The organism is Paraburkholderia sp. TE9906, assembly GCF_056279605.1.
The window spans coordinates 340,010-362,324 of record NZ_JBWCCT010000008.1; the positions used below are offsets into that span (position 1 = coordinate 340,010).

At 64.2% G+C, this 22,315-nt stretch carries 21 protein-coding genes; 8 read left to right on the forward strand and 13 right to left on the reverse strand.

Features of this window, described 5'->3' with window-relative positions:
• Positions 1–125: 125 nt before the first annotated feature.
• The 3 genes from mreD to ACZ9H4_RS23465 form a co-directional block, all read right to left on the reverse strand.
• Positions 126–638, reverse strand: a complete 513-nt coding sequence (gene mreD / locus ACZ9H4_RS23455; RefSeq protein WP_121316258.1) for a rod shape-determining protein MreD — start codon at positions 636–638, stop codon at positions 126–128.
• Complete coding sequence (mreC, locus tag ACZ9H4_RS23460) at positions 635–1,741, reverse strand: rod shape-determining protein MreC (RefSeq protein ID WP_408155953.1); 1,107 nt, start codon at positions 1,739–1,741, stop codon at positions 635–637. The genes mreD and mreC overlap by 4 nt, the downstream gene beginning before the upstream one ends.
• 159 nt (positions 1,742–1,900) lie before the next feature.
• On the reverse strand, positions 1,901–2,944 hold the full coding sequence (locus ACZ9H4_RS23465) for a rod shape-determining protein (RefSeq protein ID WP_004189550.1): 1,044 nt from the start codon (positions 2,942–2,944) through the stop codon (positions 1,901–1,903).
• A 380-nt stretch (positions 2,945–3,324) separates the two neighbouring features.
• On the opposite strand from ACZ9H4_RS23465, the gene gatC reads away from it, so the two are divergent.
• The 5 genes from gatC to ACZ9H4_RS23490 all read left to right on the forward strand — a co-directional run bounded on the left by gatC (position 3,325) and on the right by ACZ9H4_RS23490 (position 8,568).
• A complete protein-coding gene (gene gatC, locus ACZ9H4_RS23470; RefSeq protein ID WP_167042139.1) occupies positions 3,325–3,624 on the forward strand; it encodes an Asp-tRNA(Asn)/Glu-tRNA(Gln) amidotransferase subunit GatC in 300 nt (99 codons plus the stop codon).
• 168 nt (positions 3,625–3,792) lie between these two features.
• Entirely contained in the window at positions 3,793–5,280 is a 1,488-nt protein-coding gene (gene gatA / locus ACZ9H4_RS23475; RefSeq protein WP_476121123.1) for an Asp-tRNA(Asn)/Glu-tRNA(Gln) amidotransferase subunit GatA, read from the forward strand.
• Positions 5,281–5,285: 5 nt separating this feature from the next.
• The gene (gene gatB, locus ACZ9H4_RS23480) at positions 5,286–6,761 is read left to right on the forward strand and encodes an Asp-tRNA(Asn)/Glu-tRNA(Gln) amidotransferase subunit GatB (RefSeq protein ID WP_476121125.1); all 1,476 of its coding nucleotides are present in this window, start codon (positions 5,286–5,288) and stop codon (positions 6,759–6,761) included.
• Positions 6,762–6,897: 136 nt separating this feature from the next.
• Positions 6,898–7,737, forward strand: coding sequence for a PPK2 family polyphosphate kinase (locus ACZ9H4_RS23485; RefSeq protein WP_408139732.1), 840 nt, complete (start codon positions 6,898–6,900; stop codon positions 7,735–7,737).
• Positions 7,738–7,788: 51 nt separating this feature from the next.
• Positions 7,789–8,568: an exodeoxyribonuclease III gene (locus ACZ9H4_RS23490; protein WP_408139730.1), complete on the forward strand. Its 780-nt coding sequence runs from the start codon at positions 7,789–7,791 to the stop codon at positions 8,566–8,568.
• Between the two features lie 35 nt (positions 8,569–8,603).
• Here ACZ9H4_RS23490 and ACZ9H4_RS23495 read toward each other — a convergent pair whose 3' ends face one another.
• The 7 genes from ACZ9H4_RS23495 to argB form a co-directional block, all read right to left on the reverse strand.
• The gene (locus ACZ9H4_RS23495) at positions 8,604–9,848 is read right to left on the reverse strand and encodes a M48 family metallopeptidase (protein ID WP_476121128.1); all 1,245 of its coding nucleotides are present in this window, start codon (positions 9,846–9,848) and stop codon (positions 8,604–8,606) included.
• The gene (locus tag ACZ9H4_RS23500) at positions 9,845–11,239 is read right to left on the reverse strand and encodes an AmpG family muropeptide MFS transporter (RefSeq protein WP_408139726.1); all 1,395 of its coding nucleotides are present in this window, start codon (positions 11,237–11,239) and stop codon (positions 9,845–9,847) included. Before ACZ9H4_RS23500 ends, ACZ9H4_RS23495 begins: the two co-directional genes overlap by 4 nt.
• A 14-nt stretch (positions 11,240–11,253) precedes the next feature.
• Positions 11,254–11,862, reverse strand: a complete 609-nt coding sequence (metW, locus tag ACZ9H4_RS23505; protein ID WP_408139724.1) for a methionine biosynthesis protein MetW — start codon at positions 11,860–11,862, stop codon at positions 11,254–11,256.
• Positions 11,859–13,004: a homoserine O-succinyltransferase MetX gene (gene metX, locus ACZ9H4_RS23510; protein WP_476121131.1), complete on the reverse strand. Its 1,146-nt coding sequence runs from the start codon at positions 13,002–13,004 to the stop codon at positions 11,859–11,861. The genes metW and metX overlap by 4 nt, the downstream gene beginning before the upstream one ends.
• 292 nt (positions 13,005–13,296) lie before the next feature.
• Positions 13,297–14,004 carry a nucleoid occlusion factor SlmA gene (slmA, locus tag ACZ9H4_RS23515; protein ID WP_408155941.1) on the reverse strand — a complete coding sequence of 236 codons (708 nt, stop codon included), beginning with the start codon at positions 14,002–14,004 and terminating at the stop codon, positions 13,297–13,299.
• Positions 13,971–14,774, reverse strand: coding sequence for a pyrimidine 5'-nucleotidase (locus ACZ9H4_RS23520; protein WP_476121134.1), 804 nt, complete (start codon positions 14,772–14,774; stop codon positions 13,971–13,973). The genes slmA and ACZ9H4_RS23520 overlap by 34 nt, the downstream gene beginning before the upstream one ends.
• A 242-nt stretch (positions 14,775–15,016) precedes the next feature.
• The gene (gene argB, locus ACZ9H4_RS23525) at positions 15,017–15,916 is read right to left on the reverse strand and encodes an acetylglutamate kinase (RefSeq protein WP_007179687.1); all 900 of its coding nucleotides are present in this window, start codon (positions 15,914–15,916) and stop codon (positions 15,017–15,019) included.
• A 264-nt stretch (positions 15,917–16,180) separates the two neighbouring features.
• On the opposite strand from argB, the gene ACZ9H4_RS23530 reads away from it, so the two are divergent.
• Positions 16,181–16,405, forward strand: a complete 225-nt coding sequence (locus ACZ9H4_RS23530; RefSeq protein WP_408139716.1) for a cysteine-rich CWC family protein — start codon at positions 16,181–16,183, stop codon at positions 16,403–16,405.
• A 53-nt stretch (positions 16,406–16,458) separates the two neighbouring features.
• Here the strand turns inward: ACZ9H4_RS23530 and ACZ9H4_RS23535 are convergent, their stop codons facing one another.
• On the reverse strand, positions 16,459–18,096 hold the full coding sequence (locus tag ACZ9H4_RS23535; protein WP_476121137.1) for a hypothetical protein: 1,638 nt from the start codon (positions 18,094–18,096) through the stop codon (positions 16,459–16,461).
• Between the two features lie 129 nt (positions 18,097–18,225).
• Here ACZ9H4_RS23535 and ACZ9H4_RS23540 point away from each other — a divergent pair, with 129 nt between their 5' ends.
• Positions 18,226–19,539, forward strand: a complete 1,314-nt coding sequence (locus tag ACZ9H4_RS23540) for an ATP-binding protein (protein ID WP_408323129.1) — start codon at positions 18,226–18,228, stop codon at positions 19,537–19,539.
• Entirely contained in the window at positions 19,536–20,078 is a 543-nt protein-coding gene (locus ACZ9H4_RS23545; RefSeq protein ID WP_408139710.1) for a response regulator transcription factor, read from the forward strand. The genes ACZ9H4_RS23540 and ACZ9H4_RS23545 overlap by 4 nt, the downstream gene beginning before the upstream one ends.
• A gap of 140 nt (positions 20,079–20,218) precedes the next feature.
• Here the strand turns inward: ACZ9H4_RS23545 and hslU are convergent, their stop codons facing one another.
• Together hslU and hslV are read right to left on the reverse strand one after the other, a co-directional pair.
• Positions 20,219–21,565, reverse strand: a complete 1,347-nt coding sequence (gene hslU, locus ACZ9H4_RS23550) for an ATP-dependent protease ATPase subunit HslU (protein WP_476121140.1) — start codon at positions 21,563–21,565, stop codon at positions 20,219–20,221.
• A 9-nt stretch (positions 21,566–21,574) separates the two neighbouring features.
• A complete protein-coding gene (gene hslV, locus ACZ9H4_RS23555) occupies positions 21,575–22,111 on the reverse strand; it encodes an ATP-dependent protease subunit HslV (protein WP_408139706.1) in 537 nt (178 codons plus the stop codon).
• Between the last annotated feature and the right edge of the window lie 204 nt (positions 22,112–22,315).

A 22,315-nucleotide genomic window follows, 5' to 3' on the forward strand; every position in this document is an offset into this window, starting at 1 on the left:
CGACGGCCATCATGAGTGTGCGCCTGATCCGGCCGGAACCGGAGGGCATGAACAGCGATGCGCGTCGGGCGGGCCGGGCGGATGAGTTCCATCGGAACGGAACGGCCGGCGGGCCCGATGCGGGATCAAATGGGCCGCGTATCGTCCGGATCGGCCGGGCGGCGTTGCGGCATCAACAACAGCACGCTGGCGATCGGCCACAGCGCGGCTTCGACGAAACCGTCGATCAGGTAACCCCAGCCCGGAAACGCCGCGCCCGTCAGCAAACGGATCACGAACGGCACCAGCTGCGCGACGACCAGCAGCGGCATCACCGCGAAGGTCTGCACGCCGAGCGACATCCACAGCACGCGCCGGTGGATCGTGATTGCCCCGTACGACAACAGCGTGTACGCCAGCGCGTGCTCGCCGAGCAGGCTGGCGTTGTGCACGTCCATCAGCAAACCGAGGAAAAACGCGATGCCCATGCCGACTTTGCGCGGCTGGTGCACGTTCCAGAACAGCAGCACGAGCGCGACGAAGTCCGGCACGCCGACGAGGCGCCCCCACGGCATCAGGTTCAGCAGGAACGCCGCAGCGAGGCTGAACGCGATGAAGTACGGATTGACCGGCTGCAGGATGTATTGCGGACGGTTCATGGCTTGGCTCCCGACGCAGCTTGTGGCTTTGCGCTCTTCTCGGGGACCGGTTTTTTCTCGGCGGCGGACTTCTTCTCCGCGGCGGCCGGTTTGGCCGGCGCTTTGTCGGCGGGTTTCCCGGTTACGGCTTGCTCGGCCGCAGCCTTTTCTGCCGGCCTGGCGGCGGATTTATCCGCTGCGCCCTTGCCGTCCGCCGATTTGCCGGCCTTCTTCTTCGCTTCCTTCGCGGCGGCGGCCGCGTCGGGTTCTTCGGGCGGGCGCGGCGGCACGTCGTTGACGTAGTGCAGGACGAGCAGTTGACGCGCACCGCGCACCGGCGCGACCGGCACGCAGACCACGCGCGCGAACGCCGTGTCGGCCTGTTTGTCGACCCGCACGACCTTCGCGACCGGCAGTCCCGGCGGATATACACCGTCGAGCCCACTGGTGACGAGTTCGTCGCCGGTTTGAACGTCGGCGCTGATCGGCACGAAGCGCAGGTCGAGCGTGTCGCCCTTCGGCGTGCCGTAGATCACGCTGCGCAAGCCGGTGCGCACGATCTGCACGGGCACCGCCTGATCCTTGTCGGTGAGCAGCGTGACTTCGGCTTGCAGCGGGAACACGCGCGTCACCTGACCGATCACGCCGTCTTCGTTGACGACCGGCGAACCGTTCTGGATGCCCTGTTGCGCGCCGCGCCCGATGACCACCTTCTGCGTGAACGGATCGCGCGTGTCGTACTGGATTTCTGCAGGCAGCGATTGCGTGGTCGCGCGCTGCGACAGTTGCAGCAGCGCACGCAAATGGGCGTTTTCGGCGGCGAGTTCGGCGGCGGTATTGGCTTTCTGAGAAAGCTGCAGGTCTTTCGTGTGCAGCTTGTCGTTCTCGCTGCGCAGTGTGGCGCTGGTCACGGCCAGATCGGCGGCGCCCATGAAGATGTCGCGCGGCACCAGAGCCGCGCGCTGCAACGGATAGAGACCCGCGCCGAGCACGCCGCGAACGATTTCGAGCGTCTGGAAGCGTGCATCGGAGATCAGCAGGGCCAGCGCCAGCACGACGAAAAACAGCAGTCGTGCCAGTGCGGAAGGGCCTTGCTTGAACAGGGGCGGCGGACTGTATTCCATGGTCGGCGCCGGGGGCGTGAACAGTTGGGTGAGACGGCGGCGCGCGACGGACGCGCGCTCAGCGCGCGGCGGCTGGTCGGCCCAGCCGGTGATAAACACAAACCGGCCCGCAAGGGGCCGTGTGCCAGATCCGCGCTACTGACATGGAGAGGCGCTCGCTTACTCGTACGAGAAGATGCTGCCGAGCTTGTCCATGCGTTCGAGCGCCATGCCCGAGCCGCGTACGACGCAGGTCAGCGGGTCTTCGGCGACGAGCACCGGCAGGCCGGTTTCTTCGGCGAGCAGGCGGTCCAGATCGCGCAGCAATGCGCCACCGCCCGTGAGCATCATGCCGCGTTCGGCGATGTCGGCGCCGAGTTCCGGCGGCGTTTGTTCCAGCGCGATCTTCACCGACGACACGATCTGGTTCAGCGGATCGGTGAGGGCTTCGAGAATTTCGTTGCTGGAAATCGTGAAGCTGCGCGGAATGCCTTCCGACAGATTGCGGCCCTTTACTTCCATTTCCTTGACTTCGGAACCGGGGAACGCGGAGCCGATTTCCTTCTTGATCGCTTCGGCGGTTTGCTCGCCGATCAGCATGCCGTAGTTGCGGCGGATGTAGTTGACGATCGCTTCGTCGAACTTGTCGCCGCCCACGCGCACCGAGCCCTTGTACACGATGCCGCCGAGCGAGATCACGCCGACTTCCGTCGTGCCGCCGCCGATGTCGACGACCATCGAGCCGGTCGCTTCCGACACCGGCAGGCCGGCGCCGATTGCGGCCGCCATCGGTTCTTCGATGAGATAAACCTGCGACGCGCCCGCGCCGTGCGCCGCTTCCTTGATCGCGCGGCGCTCGACCTGGGTCGAACCGCACGGCACGCAGATGATGATGCGCGGCGACGGCGAGAACATGCGCGATTCGTGAGCGGTCTTGATGAACTGCTTGATCATCTGCTCGGTGACGGTGAAGTCGGCGATCACGCCGTCTTTCATCGGGCGGATCGCCTCGATGTTGCCCGGCACCTTGCCGAGCATCTGCTTGGCTTCCTTACCGACTGCCTGGATGGTCTTCTTGCCGTTGGGACCGCCTTCCTGGCGGATCGAGACCACCGACGGTTCGTCCAGCACGATGCCCTTGCCACGCATGTAGATGAGCGTATTGGCGGTGCCGAGGTCAATCGCCAGATCGTTGGAGAAGTAGCTGCGAAGAAAACCGAACATTCAAAATCCTGTCTCGCTGGGGGCCGGGCCTCGCAACGTTTGCGTAGGGCGGCAGCGGAAAAATAACAGCTTCAACCGGGCGGACACTGCGCCACTTGAACTTGAAACTGCGAGGGAGTCTACCGGAGGCCGTTGCAAAGCCAAATCAGAAAAATCCGAACGTTCTTTGGGAATTGTTCAGAAAGGACTTGGTAAGTCGGTCCGGGTTTGGGTCGAACGCGTAATGATACCTTATAATTTTGGATGTTTTGAAGGAAACGGAGGGCACTTTTTGCCTCCGCCGACCCCCTTTTTCGGGGTTGTCCTATTGCCTCATAACTTGCTGTTGCAGTGTCGTTTTTTTAGCGCTGCGATGGTCCACCACAATTTCCGGTGACTGCATGGCTCTGACCCTGACCGATGTTAAACGGATCGCGCATCTCGCGCGGCTCGAACTGGCCGACGCCGACGCTGAGCACACGCGGGCCCAGCTCAATGATTTTTTCGGCCTTGTCGAGCAGATGCAGGCGGTCGATACCACCGGCATCGCCCCGCTTGCCCACCCGATCGAGCAGATCGAAGACGTCGCGCTGCGCCTGCGCAACGACGTCGTGACCGAGACGGTCGAACGCGAAGCCTTCCAGCGCCCGGCGCCGGCCGTGCAGGACGGCTTGTACCTCGTGCCGAAGGTGATCGAGTAAGACCCGCGCAGCAAGCCCGGCGTGGCTTGCCAGCCTGCGGCATGCCGCCCCGCACGAGCGGCGCGCGTGTGCGCCACCGCCGGCCTCCTCGGCCCGGTTTGCCGGCGGGCAGCCGGACGCCTCCACGGCAGCGTGACCGCGCTGCCGCGCTTTCCAGGATAAAACGCAATGCATGAAAAAAGTCTGACCGAACTGCGCGCCGCACTGGCGGCCAAGGAATGCTCCGCAGTCGAACTGGCGCAGCTGTACCTGAAGCGGATCGACGCGGCCACTGGCCTGAACGCGTTCATCCAGGTCGATCACGAATTGACGCTCGCGCAGGCGAAAGCCGCCGACGCGCTGCTCCACACCGGCCATGCCGGCCCGCTGGTGGGCCTGCCGATCGCGCACAAGGACGTGTTCGTCACCAAGGGCTGGCGCTCCACCGCCGGCTCGAAGATGCTGGCGAACTACGAAAGCCCGTTCGATGCCACGGTGGTCGCGCGTCTGCAAAACGCCGGCATGGTGTGCGTGGGCAAGACCAACATGGACGAGTTCGCGATGGGCTCGTCCAACGAGAATTCGTACTTCGGCCCCGTGCAGAATCCGTGGGACCCTAAATCGGTGCCCGGCGGTTCGTCGGGCGGCTCGGCGGCGGCGGTGGCCGCGCGTCTCGCGCCCGCCGCGACCGGCACCGACACCGGCGGCTCGATCCGTCAGCCGGCGTCGTTCTCCGGCATCACCGGCATCAAGCCGACGTATGGCCGCGTGTCGCGCTACGGGATGATCGCGTTTGCGTCGTCGCTGGATCAGGGCGGCCCGATGGCGAAGAGCGCCGCGGACTGCGCGACGCTGCTCAACGCGATGGCCGGCTTCGACGAGCGCGATTCCACGAGCCTCGTGCGCGACGACGAAGACTACACGCGTTACCTCGGCAAGCCGTGGCAGGACAACGGCGCGGACAAGTCGCTCGCCGGCCTGCGCATCGGTCTGCCGAAGGAATATTTCGGTGCGGGTCTGGCCGACGACGTGCGCGCGTCGATCGACGCGGCATTGAAGCAATACGAAGCGCTTGGCGCCACGCTGGTCGACGTTTCGCTGCCGAAAACCGAACTGTCGATTCCGGTGTACTACGTGATCGCGCCGGCCGAGGCTTCGTCGAATCTGTCCCGTTTCGACGGCGTGCGCTTCGGCCATCGCGCCGCTGAATACCGCGATCTGCTAGACATGTACAAGAAGTCGCGCGCCGAAGGTTTCGGGCCGGAAGTGAAGCGCCGCATCATGGTCGGTGCGTACGTACTGTCGCATGGCTACTACGACGCATACTACCTGCAGGCGCAGAAAATCCGCCGCATCATCGCCCAGGACTTCCAGGAAGCGTTCAAGCAGTGCGACGTGATCATGGGGCCGGTCGCGCCGTCGGTGGCGTGGGATCTCGGCGCGAAGGGCGACGATCCGGTGCAGATGTATCTGGCCGACATCTACACGCTGTCGGTGAGCCTCGCCGGTTTGCCGGGCATGAGCGTGCCGTGCGGCTTCGGCGCGGGCGCGAATGCGCAGCGTCCGGTGGGCCTGCAGATCATCGGCAACTATTTCAACGAAGCCCGGATGCTGCAAGTGGCCGACGCGTTCCAGCGCGCGACCGACTGGCACCGCCAAGCACCGGCAGGAGTGTGAGCACCATGACCAAACAATGGGAAGTCGTGATCGGTCTGGAGACCCACGCGCAACTGTCGACTCAATCGAAAATTTTCTCTGGCGCCGCCACGCAATTCGGCGCGGCGCCGAACACGCAGGCTTGCCCCGTCGATCTCGCCTTGCCGGGCACGCTGCCGGTGATGAACCGCGGCGCGGTCGAGCGCGCAATCGAGTTCGGTCTCGCGATCGGCGCGACGGTGGCGCCGCGCAGCATCTTCGCGCGCAAGAATTACTTCTATCCTGATCTGCCGAAGGGCTATCAGATCAGCCAGTACGAAATCCCCGTGGTGCAGGGCGGCCAGGTGACGATTCAGGTGCCTGCCAATGAGAAGGCGGGCAAGGAAGGGTACGAGAAGGTCGTGAACCTCACTCGCGCTCACCTCGAAGAGGACGCGGGCAAGTCGCTGCACGAAGACTTCGCGGGCATGACCGGCATCGACCTGAATCGCGCGGGCACGCCGCTGCTGGAAATCGTCACCGAGCCGGAAATGCGCAGCGCGGCCGAAGCGGTGGCCTACGCGAAGACGCTGCACACGCTCGTCACGTGGCTCGGCATCTGCGACGGCAACATGCAGGAAGGCTCGTTCCGTTGCGACGCGAACGTGTCGGTACGGCCAGTCGGTCAGGCGGAATTCGGCACACGCGCCGAGATCAAGAACCTGAACTCGTTCCGCTTCCTCGAAGAAGCGATCCAGTACGAAGTGCGCCGTCAGATCGAGTTGATCGAAGACGGCGGCACCGTGGTGCAGGAAACGCGTCTGTACGATCCGGACAAGCGCGAAACGCGCTCGATGCGCAGCAAGGAAGACGCGCACGATTACCGCTATTTCCCCGACCCCGATCTGATGCCGCTCGTGATCGATGCGGCGTGGGTCGAGCGCGTGAAGGGCGAGATGCCGGAACTGCCGGAAGCGATCCAGCAGCGCTTCGTGTCGCAATACGGCCTCACGCCCTACGACGCCAACGTGCTGACGTCGAGCAAGGCGATGGCCGCGTACTACGAAGCGGTCGTCGTCAAGGTCGGCCCGGCCAACGCGAAGGTTGCGGCGAACTGGCTGATGGGCGAAGTGTCGTCGCAACTGAATCGCGAAGGGCTGGAGATCGACGCGTCGCCGGTGTCGTCCGCGCAACTCGCGATGCTGCTGCAACGCATTGCCGACGGCACGATCTCGAACAAGATCGCGAAGGAAATTTTCCTCGCGATCTGGGACGAGAAGGCCACCGACGAAGCCGCCGCCGACCGCATCATCGAAGCGAAGGGCCTCAAGCAGATTTCGGATACCGGCGCGCTGGAAGCGATCATCGACGAAGTGCTCGCCGCGAACCAGAAGTCGGTCGAGGAATTCCGCGCCGGCAAAGAAAAGGCGTTCAACGCGCTGATCGGTCAGGCGATGAAGGCGACCAAGGGCAAGGCCAATCCGGCGCAGGTGAACGAACTGCTGAAGAAAAAGCTGTCCTGAGTTGATGAAGCGCGGTCTGGGCGTTTTCGCCCGGACCATCACGGGCTGTTGCCGGAAACGAAAGTGGGGCAACGGCCCGTTTCATTTTGCTGGCTCGTTTTTCCGAACCGCTGAACACAGATCACGGAGTGTGTGGATGGCGAAGCAACCCGAACTCGACGATTTCCGCGTGCCGTATTTCGACGACGTCAAGAAAAAATCCAGATTCTCGCTCGGCGATTTCGATACGGCTGCGAAGCCATTTTCAACCGGCTCGAAAGATGCGGACCGTGAGCGGCTCGCCGAGATCGGTACGCAGCTCGAGATCCAGCAGGAGTGCCTGCACGCGCAGCAGAAGCGTCGCGTGTTGCTGGTGCTGCAAGGCATGGACACGAGCGGCAAGGACGGCACGATCCGCGCGGTGTTTCACGACGTCGATCCGCTCGGTTTGCGCATCGTGCCGTTCAAGGCGCCGACGCCGGTGGAACTGGCGCACGATTTTCTCTGGCGCGTGCACGCGCAGGCGCCCGCCGCCGGCGAGCTGACGATCTTCAACCGCAGTCACTACGAAGACCTGCTAGTGCCCACCGTACGCGGCGAACTGGATGAGCAGGCGTTCGAGCAACGCTGCTGCCACATTCGCCAGTTCGAGGAGATGCTTGCGTATAGCGGCACGACTATCGTCAAGTGCATGCTGCACATCTCGAAAGACGAGCAGCGCGAGCGTTTGCAGGCGCGTATCGACGACCCGAGCAAGCACTGGAAATTCGACGTGGCCGATCTCGACGCGCGCAAGCAGTGGGACGCGTATCAGTCGGCGTATCGCGACGCGCTGGCCGCGACGTCGACCGACTACGCGCCGTGGTACGTCATTCCCGCCGACTCGAAGACGCATCGCAACGTAATGGTCGCCGAGTTGCTGTTGCGCGCGCTCAATGCGCTGAAGCTCGAATACCCGCCTCCCAAAGAATCGCTGAAGGGCATCAAGGTCGAGTGAGACCGGCTGTGCCCCTTGGCTCCAGAAACGAATCGAACATAAAGGAACGACATGTTGCGTGTGATTACCGCCAACCTGAACGGCATCCGCTCCGCGGCAAAGAAAGGCTTTTTCGAATGGTTCGGCGAGCAGAACGCCGATGTCTTGTGCGTGCAGGAAATCAAATGCTCGCAGGACGACATGACGCCGGAATTCATGGCGCCGCACGATTTCACCGGCTATTTTCAGCACGCGGTGAAGAAGGGCTATAGCGGCGCGGGCGTGTACACGCGTCACGAACCGGACGAAGTGGTAATCGGCTTCGGCAGCGAGGAGTTCGATCCGGAAGGGCGCTACGTCGAACTGCGTTTCGGCAAGCTGTCGGTGATTTCGGTGTATGTGCCGTCGGGCTCGAGCGGCGACGAACGCCAGCAGGCCAAGTACCGCTTCATGGACGAGTTCATGCCGCATCTCGCCGAACTCGCGAAGGAACGCGAAGTGATCGTGTGCGGCGACGTGAACATCGTCCACAAGGAAATCGACATCAAGAACTGGAAGAGCAACCAGAAGAATTCGGGTTGTCTTCCGGAAGAACGCGCGTGGCTGACCAGACTGTTCGACGAAGTGGGTTACGTCGACGTGTTCCGCACGCTCGACCAGCGGCCGGAGCAGTACACGTGGTGGAGCAATCGCGGTCAGGCGTATGCGAAGAACGTCGGGTGGCGGATCGATTATCAGATCGCGACGCCGGGCATCGCCGGCAAGGCGAAGCGCACCGACGTGTTCCGCGATATCAAGTTCAGCGACCATGCGCCGCTGACGGTCGACTACGATCACAAGGTCAAGAAGTAAGCACCTCCTCGCCCGCGTCGCTCAATACCGGTCTGTCAATCGCGGATCGGCTTGCGGCGCGGACGGCCCATGCCCGCGTAATCCGGCAGCGCGTCCACGCTCTTGCCGATCGCTTTCGCATAGAGCGGCAGCATGTCCGGCAAGCGCTTGATGATGTCCTGACGACGCGCCGGCGTGTACGGGTGCACGTAGATGAAGCCCCGCTCGCGATCTCCGCGCGTGGCTTGCGCGAGGTTGTCCCACAGCGTCACCGCCGCGCGCGGATCGAAACCGGCGCGTGAGGCGATGTCGCTGCCGATCACGTCGGCTTCGGTTTCGTCGGTGCTCTCGTACTTCATTTCCAGCAGGCGCGAGCCGATGCCGAGCGGCGCGGCACCGAGGTCGGCCAGCCCGAATAGCTGCGGGATCGTGCCGGTCGAATCGAGCTGGCTCGCCTGGAGCTGGCCAAGCCGTTCGCGTGCATGCTCGCGCAGCGCGTGCGCGATCTCGTGGCCGATCAGCATGCCGAGTTCGTTGTCGCTCAGACGCACGCGGTCGAGCAGCCCACCGTAGACGACGATCTTGCCGCCCGGCAGACAGTACATGCGGATATCGGGCGAGCGCACCACCGCCACATCCCACTTCCAGTTTTTGGCCCGCTCGTTCCATTTCAGCGAGTAGGGAATCATCCTGTCGACGATCGACCGCACGCGCGTGACGTGCGCATCGGTGTCGCCGTACAGGCGGTTGGCGTGCTCGGCGCCGTACGCGATCTGGCCGAACTCTTCGGCGGCTTGTGCCTCGAGCATCGGCGACGGAATCAGGTTGCGGAACACCATGTAGCCGCCGAAGCGCAACTGGGTGTTCGGGGTGTACGAGAGCGGCGACGCGGGCGGCGCGGAAGTCGCCGCAGGCGTTTTCGCGGTGACGGGCGGTTGAGCCGGCGGCGCTGCGGAGGTCGGTGCGGTGGCGGCGGGCGTGCTGCCGGTGTTCGGGCCGCTCGCCGCGTTGTTCGCGGCCGGCGCCGCCGAGGTTGAGTTCTCGGCGCTTGCCGCAACCGCCGCAGACTTTGCCGTCGGCGCGGTTGCCGGGCCCGCCGCTGAGACCGGTGCGGCTGCTGTGGCCGCGCTGGCGCCGGCCGCCGGCGCGCTTGCCGCGTACGCGTTCGACGGCATGGTCAACGTGAGGCCGCTTGCCCAGCCGAGCGCGCAGGCCGCATACAGCACCGTGCGGCCCGCTTTGAGCGACGGAACCCAGATCGCGCGCAAACGCCGCGCACGCGTCGAGCGTTGCGTCTTCACGAGCGGGCCCTCCACGGCGCGATGCGCAACAGCAGCAGCATGCCGGGCAACGCCAGCACCGTGCACGCGATGAAGTAGTCGAACCAGCCGATCTGCGCGACCACATAGCCGCTCGCCGCCGACGCCAGCGTGCGCGGCACCGACGCGAGGCTCGTGAAGAGCGCGAACTGCGTGGCCGTGTAGCGCGGGTCGGTGGTGCTGGCGATATACGCGGTGAAGGCCGCCATCGTCAGACCGGTGGTGAACGTTTCGAAGCCGTAGACCAGCGCGAGCGCGACCGAGCGCGGCTCGAACTGCACAGTCCAGTCGATGCCCACCAGCGCGAGCAGCTTCGTCGTCCCCTCGCTGAGCCAGACCGCGATGTTGTAAATCTCCGTGAGACCCGGCGATGCCGGACCGAGATGCGCGAGCCACGCGAAGCCTAGCGTCGACACCATCTGCAGGATGCCGAAGATCCACAAGCCGCGGCCAATGCCGATCTTCATCAGCCAGATCCCGCCGACGATGCCGCCCGCGAGACTCGCACCGAACGCGGTGGTCTTCGCGATCACACCGATCTGGGTGCGCGAAAAGCCGATGTCGAGGAAGAACGACGTGGACAGCGTGGTCGCCATCGTGTCGCCGAGCTTGTACAGAAAGATGAAGCCGAGCACAAACAGCGCGCCGCGCCAGCCGTCGCGCTGAATGAATTCCCGGAACGGCTGCACGATCGCTTCGCGCAGGTTCTTCGGCGGCTTGCCGTGCACTTCGGGCTCGCTGACCACCAGCGTCATGACCATGCCCGGCAGCATGAACGCCGCCGTGACGATGAACACGGTGGTCCACGGCAAATGATCGGACAGAATCAGCGCGAGCGAGCCGGGCACCAGCGCCGCGATCTTGTAGGCGTTCACATGCACCGCATTGCCGAGGCCTTGCTGCGTGTCGCTCAGCAGCTCGCGCCGGTACGCGTCGATCACGATGTCCTGGCTCGCGCCGAAAAACGCGACCAGCGCCGTCAAAGCCGCCACTGTCCAGATCGAATCGCGCGGCGACACGAAGCCTAGCGCCGCGATGGCGCCGGCCACCAGGATCTGCGTGACGAGCATCCAGCCGCGCCGTCGGCCCGGACGCCAGCCCGGAAAGCGCGGCACGTAGCGGTCCATCAGCGGTGCCCAGATGAATTTCCAGGTGTACGGGAACTGGATCAGCGCAAAGAGGCCGATTTCCTTCAGATTGACGCCTTCGGAGCGTAGCCATGCCTGCACCAGATAGACGAGCGTGAACAGCGGCAAGCCCGACGTAAAGCCGAGAAAGACGCAGATCAGCATGCGCGTATTCAGGAACGCGCGCCAGCCGGGATGTTCTTCGTGAGCGTTAAGTGCAGGCGCCTCGTGCGGCGGGTTCGACATGTGGATAACTTGCGTTAGCTTTTCTTGACGCGATAGACCGCAAGACTACCACGCCAGTTCACGCCCCAGCGCACGGTCTGCCCGTCGTGCAGTACCACGCGGTCGAGAATTTCGATGCCGACTTCCGGCGCGAGCGCTTCGAAGTCCTTGATGGTCAGCACCCGCACGTTCGGCGTGTTGTGCCATTGATAAGGCAGCGACTTCGACACCGGCATGCGCCCCTGCAGCACCGACAGCCGATGCGCCCAGTAGCCGAAATTCGGAAACGACACGATGCATTCCTTGCCCACCCGCACCGTCTCGCGCAAGATCGCGGCGGTCTGATGAATGGTTTGCAGCGTCTGCGACAGAATCGCGAAGTCGAAGCTGCCGTCTTCGAACAGGCGCAGGCCGTCTTCCAGATTCTGCTGGATTACGTTGACACCGTTTTGCGTCGACGCCAGCACGCCCGCGTCGTTGATTTCGATGCCGTAGCCCTGCACGTCGAGTTCTTCGGTCAGCAGCGACAGCAGCGAGCCGTCGCCGCAGCCGAGATCCAGCACCGTGGCGCGCGGTTCGACCCAGCGGGCGATCGCGCGGAAGTCCGGGCGCAGCGCCAGGTAATCGAGTGCTCGCTGGTTCATGCGTTCACCTCGTTCGCAATACGTTCGTAGTAGGCGCGCATAACGTTGTGATAGCGCGCGTCGTCGAGCAGGAAGGCGTCGTGGCCGTGCGGCGCGTCGATCTCCGCGTAGGTGACCGTGCGCTTGTGGTCGAGCAGCGCCTTCACCAGCTCGCGCGAGCGGGCCGGCGCGAAACGCCAGTCGGTCGTGAAGCTCGCAATCAGATATTTCGCCGTGGTGTGCGCGACCGCTTTGGTCAGATCACCTTCGAAAGCTTTGGCGGGATCGAAGTAGTCGAGCGCGCGCGTGATCAGCAGATACGTGTTCGCGTCGAAGTAGTCGGCGAACTTGTCGCCCTGGTAGCGCAGGTACGACTCCACTTCGAACTCGACGTCGAAGTTGAAGTTGTACGCGTCCAGCGCGCCTTCCGCGCGGCGCAACGAGCGGCCGAATTTCTCGGCCATGTCGTCGTCCGACAGATACGTGATGTGGCCGATCATGCGCGCGACGCGCAGGCCGCGCTTCGGCTTCACGTTGTGCGCGTAGTAGTTGCCGCCGTGGAAGTCCGGGTCCGACAGGATCGCCGAGCGCGCGACCTCGTTGAACGCGATGTTCTGCGCCGACAGCTTCGGCGTGGACGCGACCACGATGCAATGCGCGACACGCTGCGGATACATCATGCTCCACGCGAGCGCCTGCATGCCGCCGAGGCTGCCGCCCATCACCGCGGCGAAACGCGTGATGCCGAACTGATCGGCGACGCGCGCCTGGGCGTTGACCCAGTCTTCGACGGTCACGACCGGAAAGGTCGCGCCGTACGGTGCGCCGGTGGCCGGGTCGATACTCATCGGCCCGGTCGAGCCGAAGCACGAGCCGAGGTTGTTCACGCCGATCACGAAGAACTTGTCGGTGTCGAGCGGCTTGCCCGGCCCGACCATGTTGTCCCACCAGCCGACGTCTTTCGGATTGTCCGCATACACGCCCGCCACGTGGTGCGACGCGTTGAGCGCGTGACACACCAGCACCGCATTGCTGCGCGCCGCGTTGAGCGTGCCGTAGGTCTCGACCATCAGGTCGTAACCGGCCAGCGAGCTGCCGTTCTGCAACTGCAGCGGCTCGCTGAAATGCATTGTTTGGGGAGCGACGATACCGATCGATTCCATTCATTCCGCCATTAAAAAAACAGGGCGGCTAGATGGCGTCGGCGAAGCACGGAGGAAAGACTGTGTGCGCGGCTGACGACCTCTTTAGCCGCATTTATAGTGAACCGCGGGAGTATTCCAGTGGTTCGCGCGCCCGCAATCGAGTCAGCAAATCGGCGCGTGATGAGTGTTCAGGGTGTTCCGGACCGCGGTTCAGGATGCATCGAAGGGCCGCGTTCAGGCGCAAAGTATAGCGGAAAATCTCGTGCGACAGCGTCGCCGGCGCACCCTCGCGCGGTGCGTGCCGCGCGGATTACTGGAGGATCAGGAGCAGTTGCGCGTCGGCGTGTTCGGCGGGCATCCGGGCGAAACCGCTGCGCACGTAACGATGCCAGCGGCCGATGATGTAGCTCAACAGCAGGCTCGCACGAATCGCGGGATCGTAGCCGGCGGGCAGCGGGACGGCGGTGTGTGCGGCGCCGTTCGCGTCTTCGCTCGCGCGCGCATTCGCTTCCGTCTGCGCCAGCCGCAAACACTGCTTCAGCGACGCCTCGACGCGCTCCAGCATCTGGTTGACGCGCTCGGTCAACCGTTCATGCTCGCCGACCAGCGCCTCGCACGTCAGCACGCGCGTCATGCCGGGGTTCTTCGCGGGGAAATTGAGCAGCATCAACGCGATGGCGCGTGCTTGCAGCACCCCATTGCTTTCCTTGTCGGCGATCTGGTTGATGAGGCCGAAGAGCGTTTGCTCGATGAACTCGATGAGCCCTTCGAACATTTGCGCCTTGCTGGCGAAATGGCGGTACAGCGCGGCTTCCGACACGCCGAGCCGGGCGGCGAGCGCCGCCGTGGTGATCTTTTCGCTTTTCGGCGCCTCCAGCATCGCGGCGAGCGTCTGCAGAATGTGCACGCGGCGCTCGCCGGGCTTCAGACGCTGCGCGCGCTGGGCCGCCGCTGCATGGGCCGGCGCAGCGGCTTCGTGTTCGGCTAAGGCTTCGTCAGGTTTGTCGATCGGCTGCATGGCTGTCGTCCCGGCTGCTGTCCCTTCCATCGAACCGAGCGGCTGCCCAGTCGTAGCGATTTTAACGAACGAATGCACCGGTCGACATAATGCGGCCGGCCGGTGCCCGGCAGACGCGTCGGCACGCCGTCCGCGTGCGGTTTGCGCGGCAGATGCCCGGTGATCCATACCGTGCGGATGCCGAGACGCCGATAGTTCTTCAGATGCGAGCGCGTGTCTTCGACGAGGATCGCATCCTTGAGCGAGACGTGGGCGTCGCGCATGGCCTTGCGCAACATCGCGTGGTCGGGCTTGGCGCGCCAGCGGCGGCGATCGCGCATGTGCTCGATCGCGATCATCTGCTCGAACAGACGCTCGATGCGCAGTTCGGCCAGCACCGCGCGCGCATACGCTTCAGGCGCGTTGGTCAGCACGATCTTGCGGCCCGGCAGCGCCGCGACGAGGCGCGCGATGCCGCGTTCGTGACGGATCATCGAGCCGAGATCGGGGAACGTGTGGACGACCTTCAGGAAGTCGGTCGGGTCGAGCGGATGGTGGCGCGTCAGGCCGAGCAGCGCCGCGCCGTAGCGCTGCGTGTAGCCGGTGCGCAGACGGTTGGCTTCGTCGATGTCCACTTGCAGCGCGTCGATGATGTACTGCGTCATGCCGTGGTTGATCGCCGGGAAGATGGCGTGCGAGGCGTGGTGCAGCGTGTTGTCGAGATCGAACAGCCAAACCGGCTTGCCGCCTGCGATATGCGGACGGCGGCGGCGGGAAGTGGGGGTGCGCATGGTGGAGAACGCCGGTCAGGCGCGGACGGTCGCTGCTCGCGGCGAACGTGGCGTGTTCGCGAAGCGGGCGGCGGGAGAGAAGGGGAGTACTGGCTGGGGCGCCACGAAGGCGTTTCGTGGGCGGTTGCGGGGGCCGGACGGGGCGCATTGGCCGGGCAGCGTGCCCGGCTTCGCCGCGTAACCGCACGGCACACATGACGCGCCGTTGCGACGCGCCGCGTGTGCCGGGTTTGATGCAGGAGTCAATGCGAGCGGATCATCGTGCCGAACGGCTGTTCGGTGAGAATCTCCAGCAGCACCGAGTGCTCGATGCGGCCGTCGATGATGTGCACCGAGCGCACGCCGCTCTTGGCCGCATCCAGCGCCGACGAGATTTTCGGCAGCATGCCGCCGGAGATCGTGCCGTCGGCGAACAGGCCGTCGATTTCGCGGGCCGACAGATCGGTCAGCAGATTGCCTTCCTTATCCATCACGCCGGGGATGTTGGTCATCATCACGAGCTTTTCGGCGTTCAGCACGACCGCCAGCTTGCCGGCGACCAAATCGGCGTTGATGTTGTACGACAGACCGTCTTCGCCGAAGCCGATCGGCGAAATCACCGGAATGAACGCGTCGTCCTGCAGCGCTTTCACGACCGCCGGGTTGATCGCCTCGACTTCGCCCACCTGGCCGATGTCAACGTACTGGCCCGGGTTATCGCGATCCGGCATCAGCATCTTGCGTGCGTGGATCAGGCCGCCGTCCTTGCCGGTCAGACCGACCGCGTGGCCGCCGAAGTGGTTGATCAGCGTGACGATGTCCTGCTGCACTTCACCGCCGAGCACCCATTCGACGACTTCCATCGTCTCTTCGTCGGTGACGCGCATGCCCTGGATGAACGTGCCCTGTTTGCCGATCTTCTTCAGCGCCTGGTCGATTTGCGGACCGCCGCCGTGCACGATCACAGGATTGATGCCGACCAGCTTCAGCAGAATCACGTCACGCGCGAAGCCCTGCTTCAGGCGTTCCTCGGTCATGGCGTTGCCGCCGTATTTGATGACCACGGTCTTGCCGTGATACTGGCGAATATAGGGCAGCGCCTCGGCCAGGATTTCAGCCTTCAGGGTGGGCGCGATCTGCGAAAGGTCGGGAAGCTCGGACATGGCGGCAGGCTCAGGCACGGAACAGTTAAAACAGGGCGAATTGTACAGGACTGGCGCGCTGCAACAGGGTTTTCGATAGCGGCGCGGGCAGCGGGCGGCGTGGGCTTTGCGCACTGCGCAACGGCAGGCCGCAGGCTTCGCTCGGCGATCAAGCTTAACGCGCGCGCGTGACGTCCGTGAATTGGCCGAATGGACGACTCACGCAGGCTCGCCAGCCGTGGCATCATCTCCTCATCAATGCCTCGGCGCACGTCCCAGCCCGTCATGAAACCGTCCGCTTCCCGTTCGACCAACAGCCCGCGCTGTCCGCGCTGCGGTACTGCGTTCGATTGCGGCAGGCATGCGCAGCCGTTCGAGTGCTGGTGCCGCGAGATGCCGTCGTTACAGGCGGACAGACTCGATCCGGCGCGCCCGTGTTTGTGTCCCGAATGTCTGGCCGGGGAGATTGCGCAAGCCGCTCGCGGGGGACCGGGCGCCGGCTCGGCCTGAGCTGGCTGCAGCTTGCGGCGAGGCCGACACTCCATCGGCGAAATGCCGCAGCGCTAGGCCGTGCGATGCTGGGCGGCCAGCGCGTGCAGGTCGCGGGCGACGGCTTCCAGCGCCGGCTCCCATTCGCCGAACTGCGGCTGCCGGTACAGCGCCGCGCTCGGATACCACGGGCTGTCGTTGCGTTCGAGCAGCCAGACCCAGTGCGGATTGACGTCGAGCAGCACCCACGTGCGCTGGCCGAGCGCACCGCTCAAATGCGCGACGGACGTGCACACCGTGATGACCAGATCGAGTTCGCTGACGAACGCGGCCGTGTCGTCGAAGGTCGTGAATTCGGCGGTGTGGTCGGTCATCGGCAGGCCGGCCGCTCGCGCGGCGGCCACGTCGGCGTCCGCGCCCGGTTGCAGCGAGTAGAACGCCACGTCCTGCATGCCGCCGAAATGGGCCGCATAGCGTTCCCAACCGACACGCCGGAACGGATTGCGCTGATGGCCAAGGCTGCCGGTCCACGTGAGCCCGACCTTGAGCCGTGATTCCCCGCCGAGCCGCTTGCGCCACGAGTCGCGCGCTGACGCTTGCGCAAAAAGATACGGCGACGCAGCCGGAATCGTCTCCTCGCGCGTCTCGAAGATCAATGGCAGGCTGAGCAGCGGAATCTCATAGTCGAACGGCGGCAGCGTTTCGATGCCGCCGCCGGCGGAGTACTCGTCCACGTGGCTGCCGAGGCTGCGCGCAAGCAGCGCGCCCATGTGCGGAAACGAATTCCACGACAATCGGCCGCCCTCGCGATGAACACGCTCGGCCAGCATCGGGATATAGCGGCAGAATTGCAGGAGGTCGCCCATGCCCTGTTCGCCCCACACCAGCAGAGTCTTGCCCGCGAGCGGTTCGCCACGCCAGGTGGGTGCCGCCATCTGTGGACGGCCACCGCGGAGTTCCTGCGAGCCGTCCCAACGCGCCTCGTGCGACAGCCAGCCGTTCGCGTAGTCGCCGCGCATGAGCTGCAGCATCCCGAGAGCGGCGCGCATGGTGGCGTCGTGCGGAGCCAGGCTGTAGGCGGTTGTCGCGGCTTGTTCGGCTTCGCTCCAGCGTTGCGCTTCGCGTAACGCCAGCGCATAGTTGTTATGCGACAGCGGGCTGTGCGGCGCGCATTGCATGGCGCGCGCGCCCGCCTCCAGCGCATGCGGCAGGTCCATGCTCAAGCGATAGGTGTTGGTGAGATTGATCCAGCCGTCGCCATTGCCGGGTTCGTCGCGGACCGCGCTTTCCAGCAACGCCCGTCGTTCATCCAGGTCCCCGCCGCTGAGTATCAGCGCGGCGGCGAGATTGTTGCGCAATTGTGGCAAGGTCGGCTCGATGACGAGCGCGCGGCGATACGGGGCGACGGCTTCGCGATGCAGATTGGCCATCTGCAGCGCGAAGCCGAGACGAAAGTGCGTCAGAGCGCGGTGTGGATCGAGTTGAGCAATAATGGCGGCGAGTTCGATCGCGTCCTGATGACGATGCTGTTCGGAGAAGCTTGTGATGAGCGCTGCGAGAGAAGTGTCGTCGAGGGGATGCAATTGCGCCGCTGCCTCGAAACAGGCGGCCTCCGTTGCCGCGTTTCCGCTTTCTCTCGCTGCGGCGGCATCGCGCAAATAATTCAGGAAAGCTGATGAGGCGTCGGCTTCGCGGTCGGAGGTGGGCGGCATGGGACGGTTGCGCGGCGCAGGCGCCGATGGCGAAAGACCGGCCCCTGCGATGCTGTGGCAAAAGCAACATTTTACTGGCGGCACCGCTGCAAAGTAAGTCGGAGTAGTCCGAACGGGTAGACTAAAGTGATGCACCGTATAACCAACACCGGCCGGGTCAATCTTGGCCATCTGTTCTGGCTGCGCAGCCTCGCCATCATCGGTCAGCTCATGACGATCGCATTCGTGCAGATCTTCATCGGCGTGAACCTGCCGCTGCCCGCGATGCTGCTCGTGATTGCGCTCGAAGTGCTGTTCAACGCGCTCACATGGTGGCGCGTTTCGCAGCAACGGCCCGAGTCGAACATGGAATTGTTCGGCCAGATCTGGGTCGATCTCGGCGCGTTGTCCGCGTTGTTGTTTCTCTCCGGCGGCACCACCAATCCATTCGTTTCGCTGTACCTGCCGTCGCTCGCGATCGCCGCCGCGGTGTTGCCGTGGCAACTGATGGCCTGGCTCGCGGCGTTTGCCGTGGCCTGCTACGCGGTGCTCGGTTTCGATTCCGTGCCGCTGAATCTCGACAACCCCGCGAATCTCTTCGAATACTACCGCGCCGGCATGTGGGTCAACTTCATGGTCAGCGTCGGGCTGATTGCATGGTTCGTCGCGCGCATGTCGCGGGCTCTGCGGCTACGTGACGCAGCGCTCGGAGAAGCGCAGCAGCGCTTGCTTCAGGACGAACGCGCGGTCGCGCTCGGCGTGCAGGCCGCCACCGTCGCTCACGAAATCGGTACGCCTCTGTCTACAATCGCGATGTTGTCCGAAGAACTACGCGACGCGGCACGCAGCGACAAAGGGCTCGCGCCTTACAGCGCCGACCTCGAATTGCTCGAACAGCAGATGACGCTATGCACGTCGGCGCTGGCCCGCTTGCGCAGCCGCGCGTCGACGACGACCAATCGGCAGCCGGTCGGCGAGTGGCTCGAATCGTTTGCCGAGCAGTGGCGCCTGCGTCATCCGCATGTGAAGTTCGAACGGATCGGCGCACCGCCCGCGGATGTCAGTCTCGACGACACGGTGGCCGTCAGCCAGATCCTCACGATTCTGCTCGACAACGCCGCGCGTGCGAGCCGCGATCACGTGACGCTGTCGTGCGCGCTCGATCCGCGCGGCGAGAAAATCGTGTTCGAAGTCTGCGACGCGGGCCCGGGCATTCCGGCCGCACTGCGCGGCTCGCTTGGCGCGATGCCGGTGGACAGCACACAGGGCGGTCACGGCGTGGGCCTTTATCTGGCCTTCTCGGCGGCGTCGCGTCTGAGAGGTTCGATCGAGCTGACCGACGTCAGCGCGATCAAGCCGCGCGGCACGCGTGCGGTGCTGAAACTTCCGCTCGCCGGCGGGCGCAAATTTTCTGGCACGGGCCGTCAAGGCGCCACGCCATCCAACACGGAGAAACAGGCATGAGCGAAAAGAATTTTCTGGTGATCGACGACGATGAGGTGTTCTCCGGCATCCTCGCTCGCGGTCTGACGCGGCGCGGTTACACGGTGAGCGAAGCGCACAACGCGGACGAGGCGATCAAGCTCGCGAACCAGCAGAAGTTCAGCCAGATCACAGTGGATCTGCATCTCGGCAACGACTCGGGCTTGACGCTCGTCGCGCCGTTGCGCGATCTGCAGCCCGACGCGCGCATGCTGGTGTTGACCGGCTATGCGAGCATCGCCACAGCGGTGCAAGCGGTGAAGGACGGCGCGGACAATTACCTCGCAAAGCCGGCCAACGTCGAGACGATTCTGTCGGCGCTGCAAACCGAAGCGAGCGTGCTGCAAGCGGAAGAAGCGATCGAGCATCCCACGCCTTTGTCGGTGGCGCGCCTGGAGTGGGAGCATATTCAGCGTGTGCTGGCCGAGCACGGCGGCAATATTTCGGCCACGGCGCGGGCGTTGAACATGCATCGTCGAACGTTGCAGCGCAAGCTGGCGAAGCGGCCGGTCAAACAGTAAGTCGTTCTGCTTCGACGTAGGCAGTGTGACAAAAGAAAACGGGCTGCCTTCGATCAGGCAGCCCGTTTTTTTGTGCGTCAGATTTGATCTGGGTCAGGCAATGTGGATAACCTGACCCAGCCTGTGCATCGGCACGGATATCACAGCACGTAACGCGACAAGTCTTCGTCTTCCGCTACTTCGTTCAGCGCGCGATCGACATACGCCGCATCGATCTGCACGGCTCTGCCCGAGTGATTGCCCGCCGAGAACGACACCTCTTCGAGCAGTTTTTCGATGACCGTGTAAAGACGCCGCGCGCCGATGTTCTCGGTCTTCTCGTTCACCGAGTAAGCGATTTCGGCCAGACGGCGAATTCCGTCCTCGGCGAATTCGAGATGCACGTCTTCGGTGGCGAGTAGTGCCTGATACTGCTTGACGAGGCTCGCATCGGTGGACACTAGGATCGATTCGAAGTCGTTCACCGACAGCGAGTCGAGTTCGACGCGAATCGGAAAACGGCCTTGCAGTTCGGGAATCAGGTCGCTCGGCTTGGCCAGATGGAACGCGCCGCTCGCGATGAACAGAATGTGATCGGTCTTCACCATGCCGTACTTGGTGTTGATCGTGGTGCCTTCGACGAGCGGCAGCAGATCGCGCTGCACACCCTGGCGGGACACTTCACCGCCGCCTGCTTCGTTGCGCGAGGCGATCTTGTCGATCTCGTCGAGAAACACGATGCCGTTCTGCTCGACGTTCTGCACCGCCTTGGTTTTCACCTCTTCGTCGTTGAGCATCTTGCCGGCTTCTTCGTCGGTGAGCACCTTCAGCGCTTCCTTCACCTTCATCTTGCGGCGCGTCTTCTTGCCGCCGCCGATGTTCGCGAACATCGAACGGATCTGCTCGGTCATGTCTTCCATGCCCGGGGGGCCCATGATGTCCATGCCTGCTTGCGGCTGTTCGACGTCGAGTTCGATTTCCTTGTCGTCGAGGAGGCCTTCGCGCAGACGCTTGCGGAACGTTTGACGCGTGCTGCTGCTTTCGTCGGCGGTGTCGGCGGCGCTCGAACTCGCACCGAAGCCGACCGGGCGCGCGCTCGGCAGCAGGATGTCGAGGATGCGGTCTTCAGCCTGGTCGCCGGCCTTGGTCCGCACTTTGCGCATTTCCGTTTCGCGAGTCTGCTTGACCGAAATCTCGATCAGATCGCGCACGATGCTGTCGACGTCGCGGCCCACGTAGCCCACTTCCGTGAACTTGGTCGCTTCGATCTTGATGAACGGCGCGTCCGCCAGCTTCGCGAGACGCCGCGCGATTTCGGTCTTGCCGACGCCGGTCGGTCCGATCATCAGAATGTTTTTCGGCGTGATTTCCTGGCGCAACGGGTCTTCGACCTGCTGACGGCGCCAGCGGTTGCGCAGCGCGACGGCCACGGCTTTTTTCGCGCGGCCTTGGCCGATGATGTGTTTGTCGAGTTCGGAGACGATCTCGGCAGGGGTCATTGTGCTCATCGTGGGTCCTTACTCGATCGTCTCGATAACGCGGTTGTGGTTCGTGTAGATGCACATGTCGCCGGCAATCTCCAACGACTTCTCCACGATTTCGCGGGGCGACAGCTCGGTGTTGTCGGCGAGCGCTTTCGCGGCGGCTTGCGCGTAGGCGCCGCCCGAGCCGATCGCGCAGATGCCGCCTTCCGGATCGAGCACGTCGCCGTTGCCGGTGATGACGAGGGTAGTGGTCGCGTCGGCGGTGATCAGCATCGCTTCCAGACGACGCAGCATGCGGTCGGTGCGCCAGTCTTTCGCGAGCTCAACTGCGGCGCGCGTGAGGTTGCCCTGATGTTTTTCCAGCTTCGCTTCGAAGCGGTCGAGCAGCGAGAAGGCGTCGGCCGTGCCGCCGGCGAAGCCGACCAGCACCTTGCCGCTATAGATGCGCCGGACCTTCTTCGCACCGCCTTTCATGACGATGTTGCCCAGCGTCACCTGGCCGTCACCGCCGAGCGCGACCTTGTCGCCGCGGCGCACGGAGACGATCGTCGTGCCGTGAAATTGCTCCATATGCGTTCCTCTTTGCAAAACGGGTAGGACACGGCAGCGCGACGCGCTACCGCATGAATCCTGAAAACGGACGGCGCGCGACGCTGAAATTCGACCGGTCGGCGCGCTCGTGCAGCGCATGTCCGATTTATTTTAGGGCGTGCACGGTCATATCAAGAGCTGCCGAATGGCATAAGACAAAAAACCGGGGATTTGGTGCGTGCG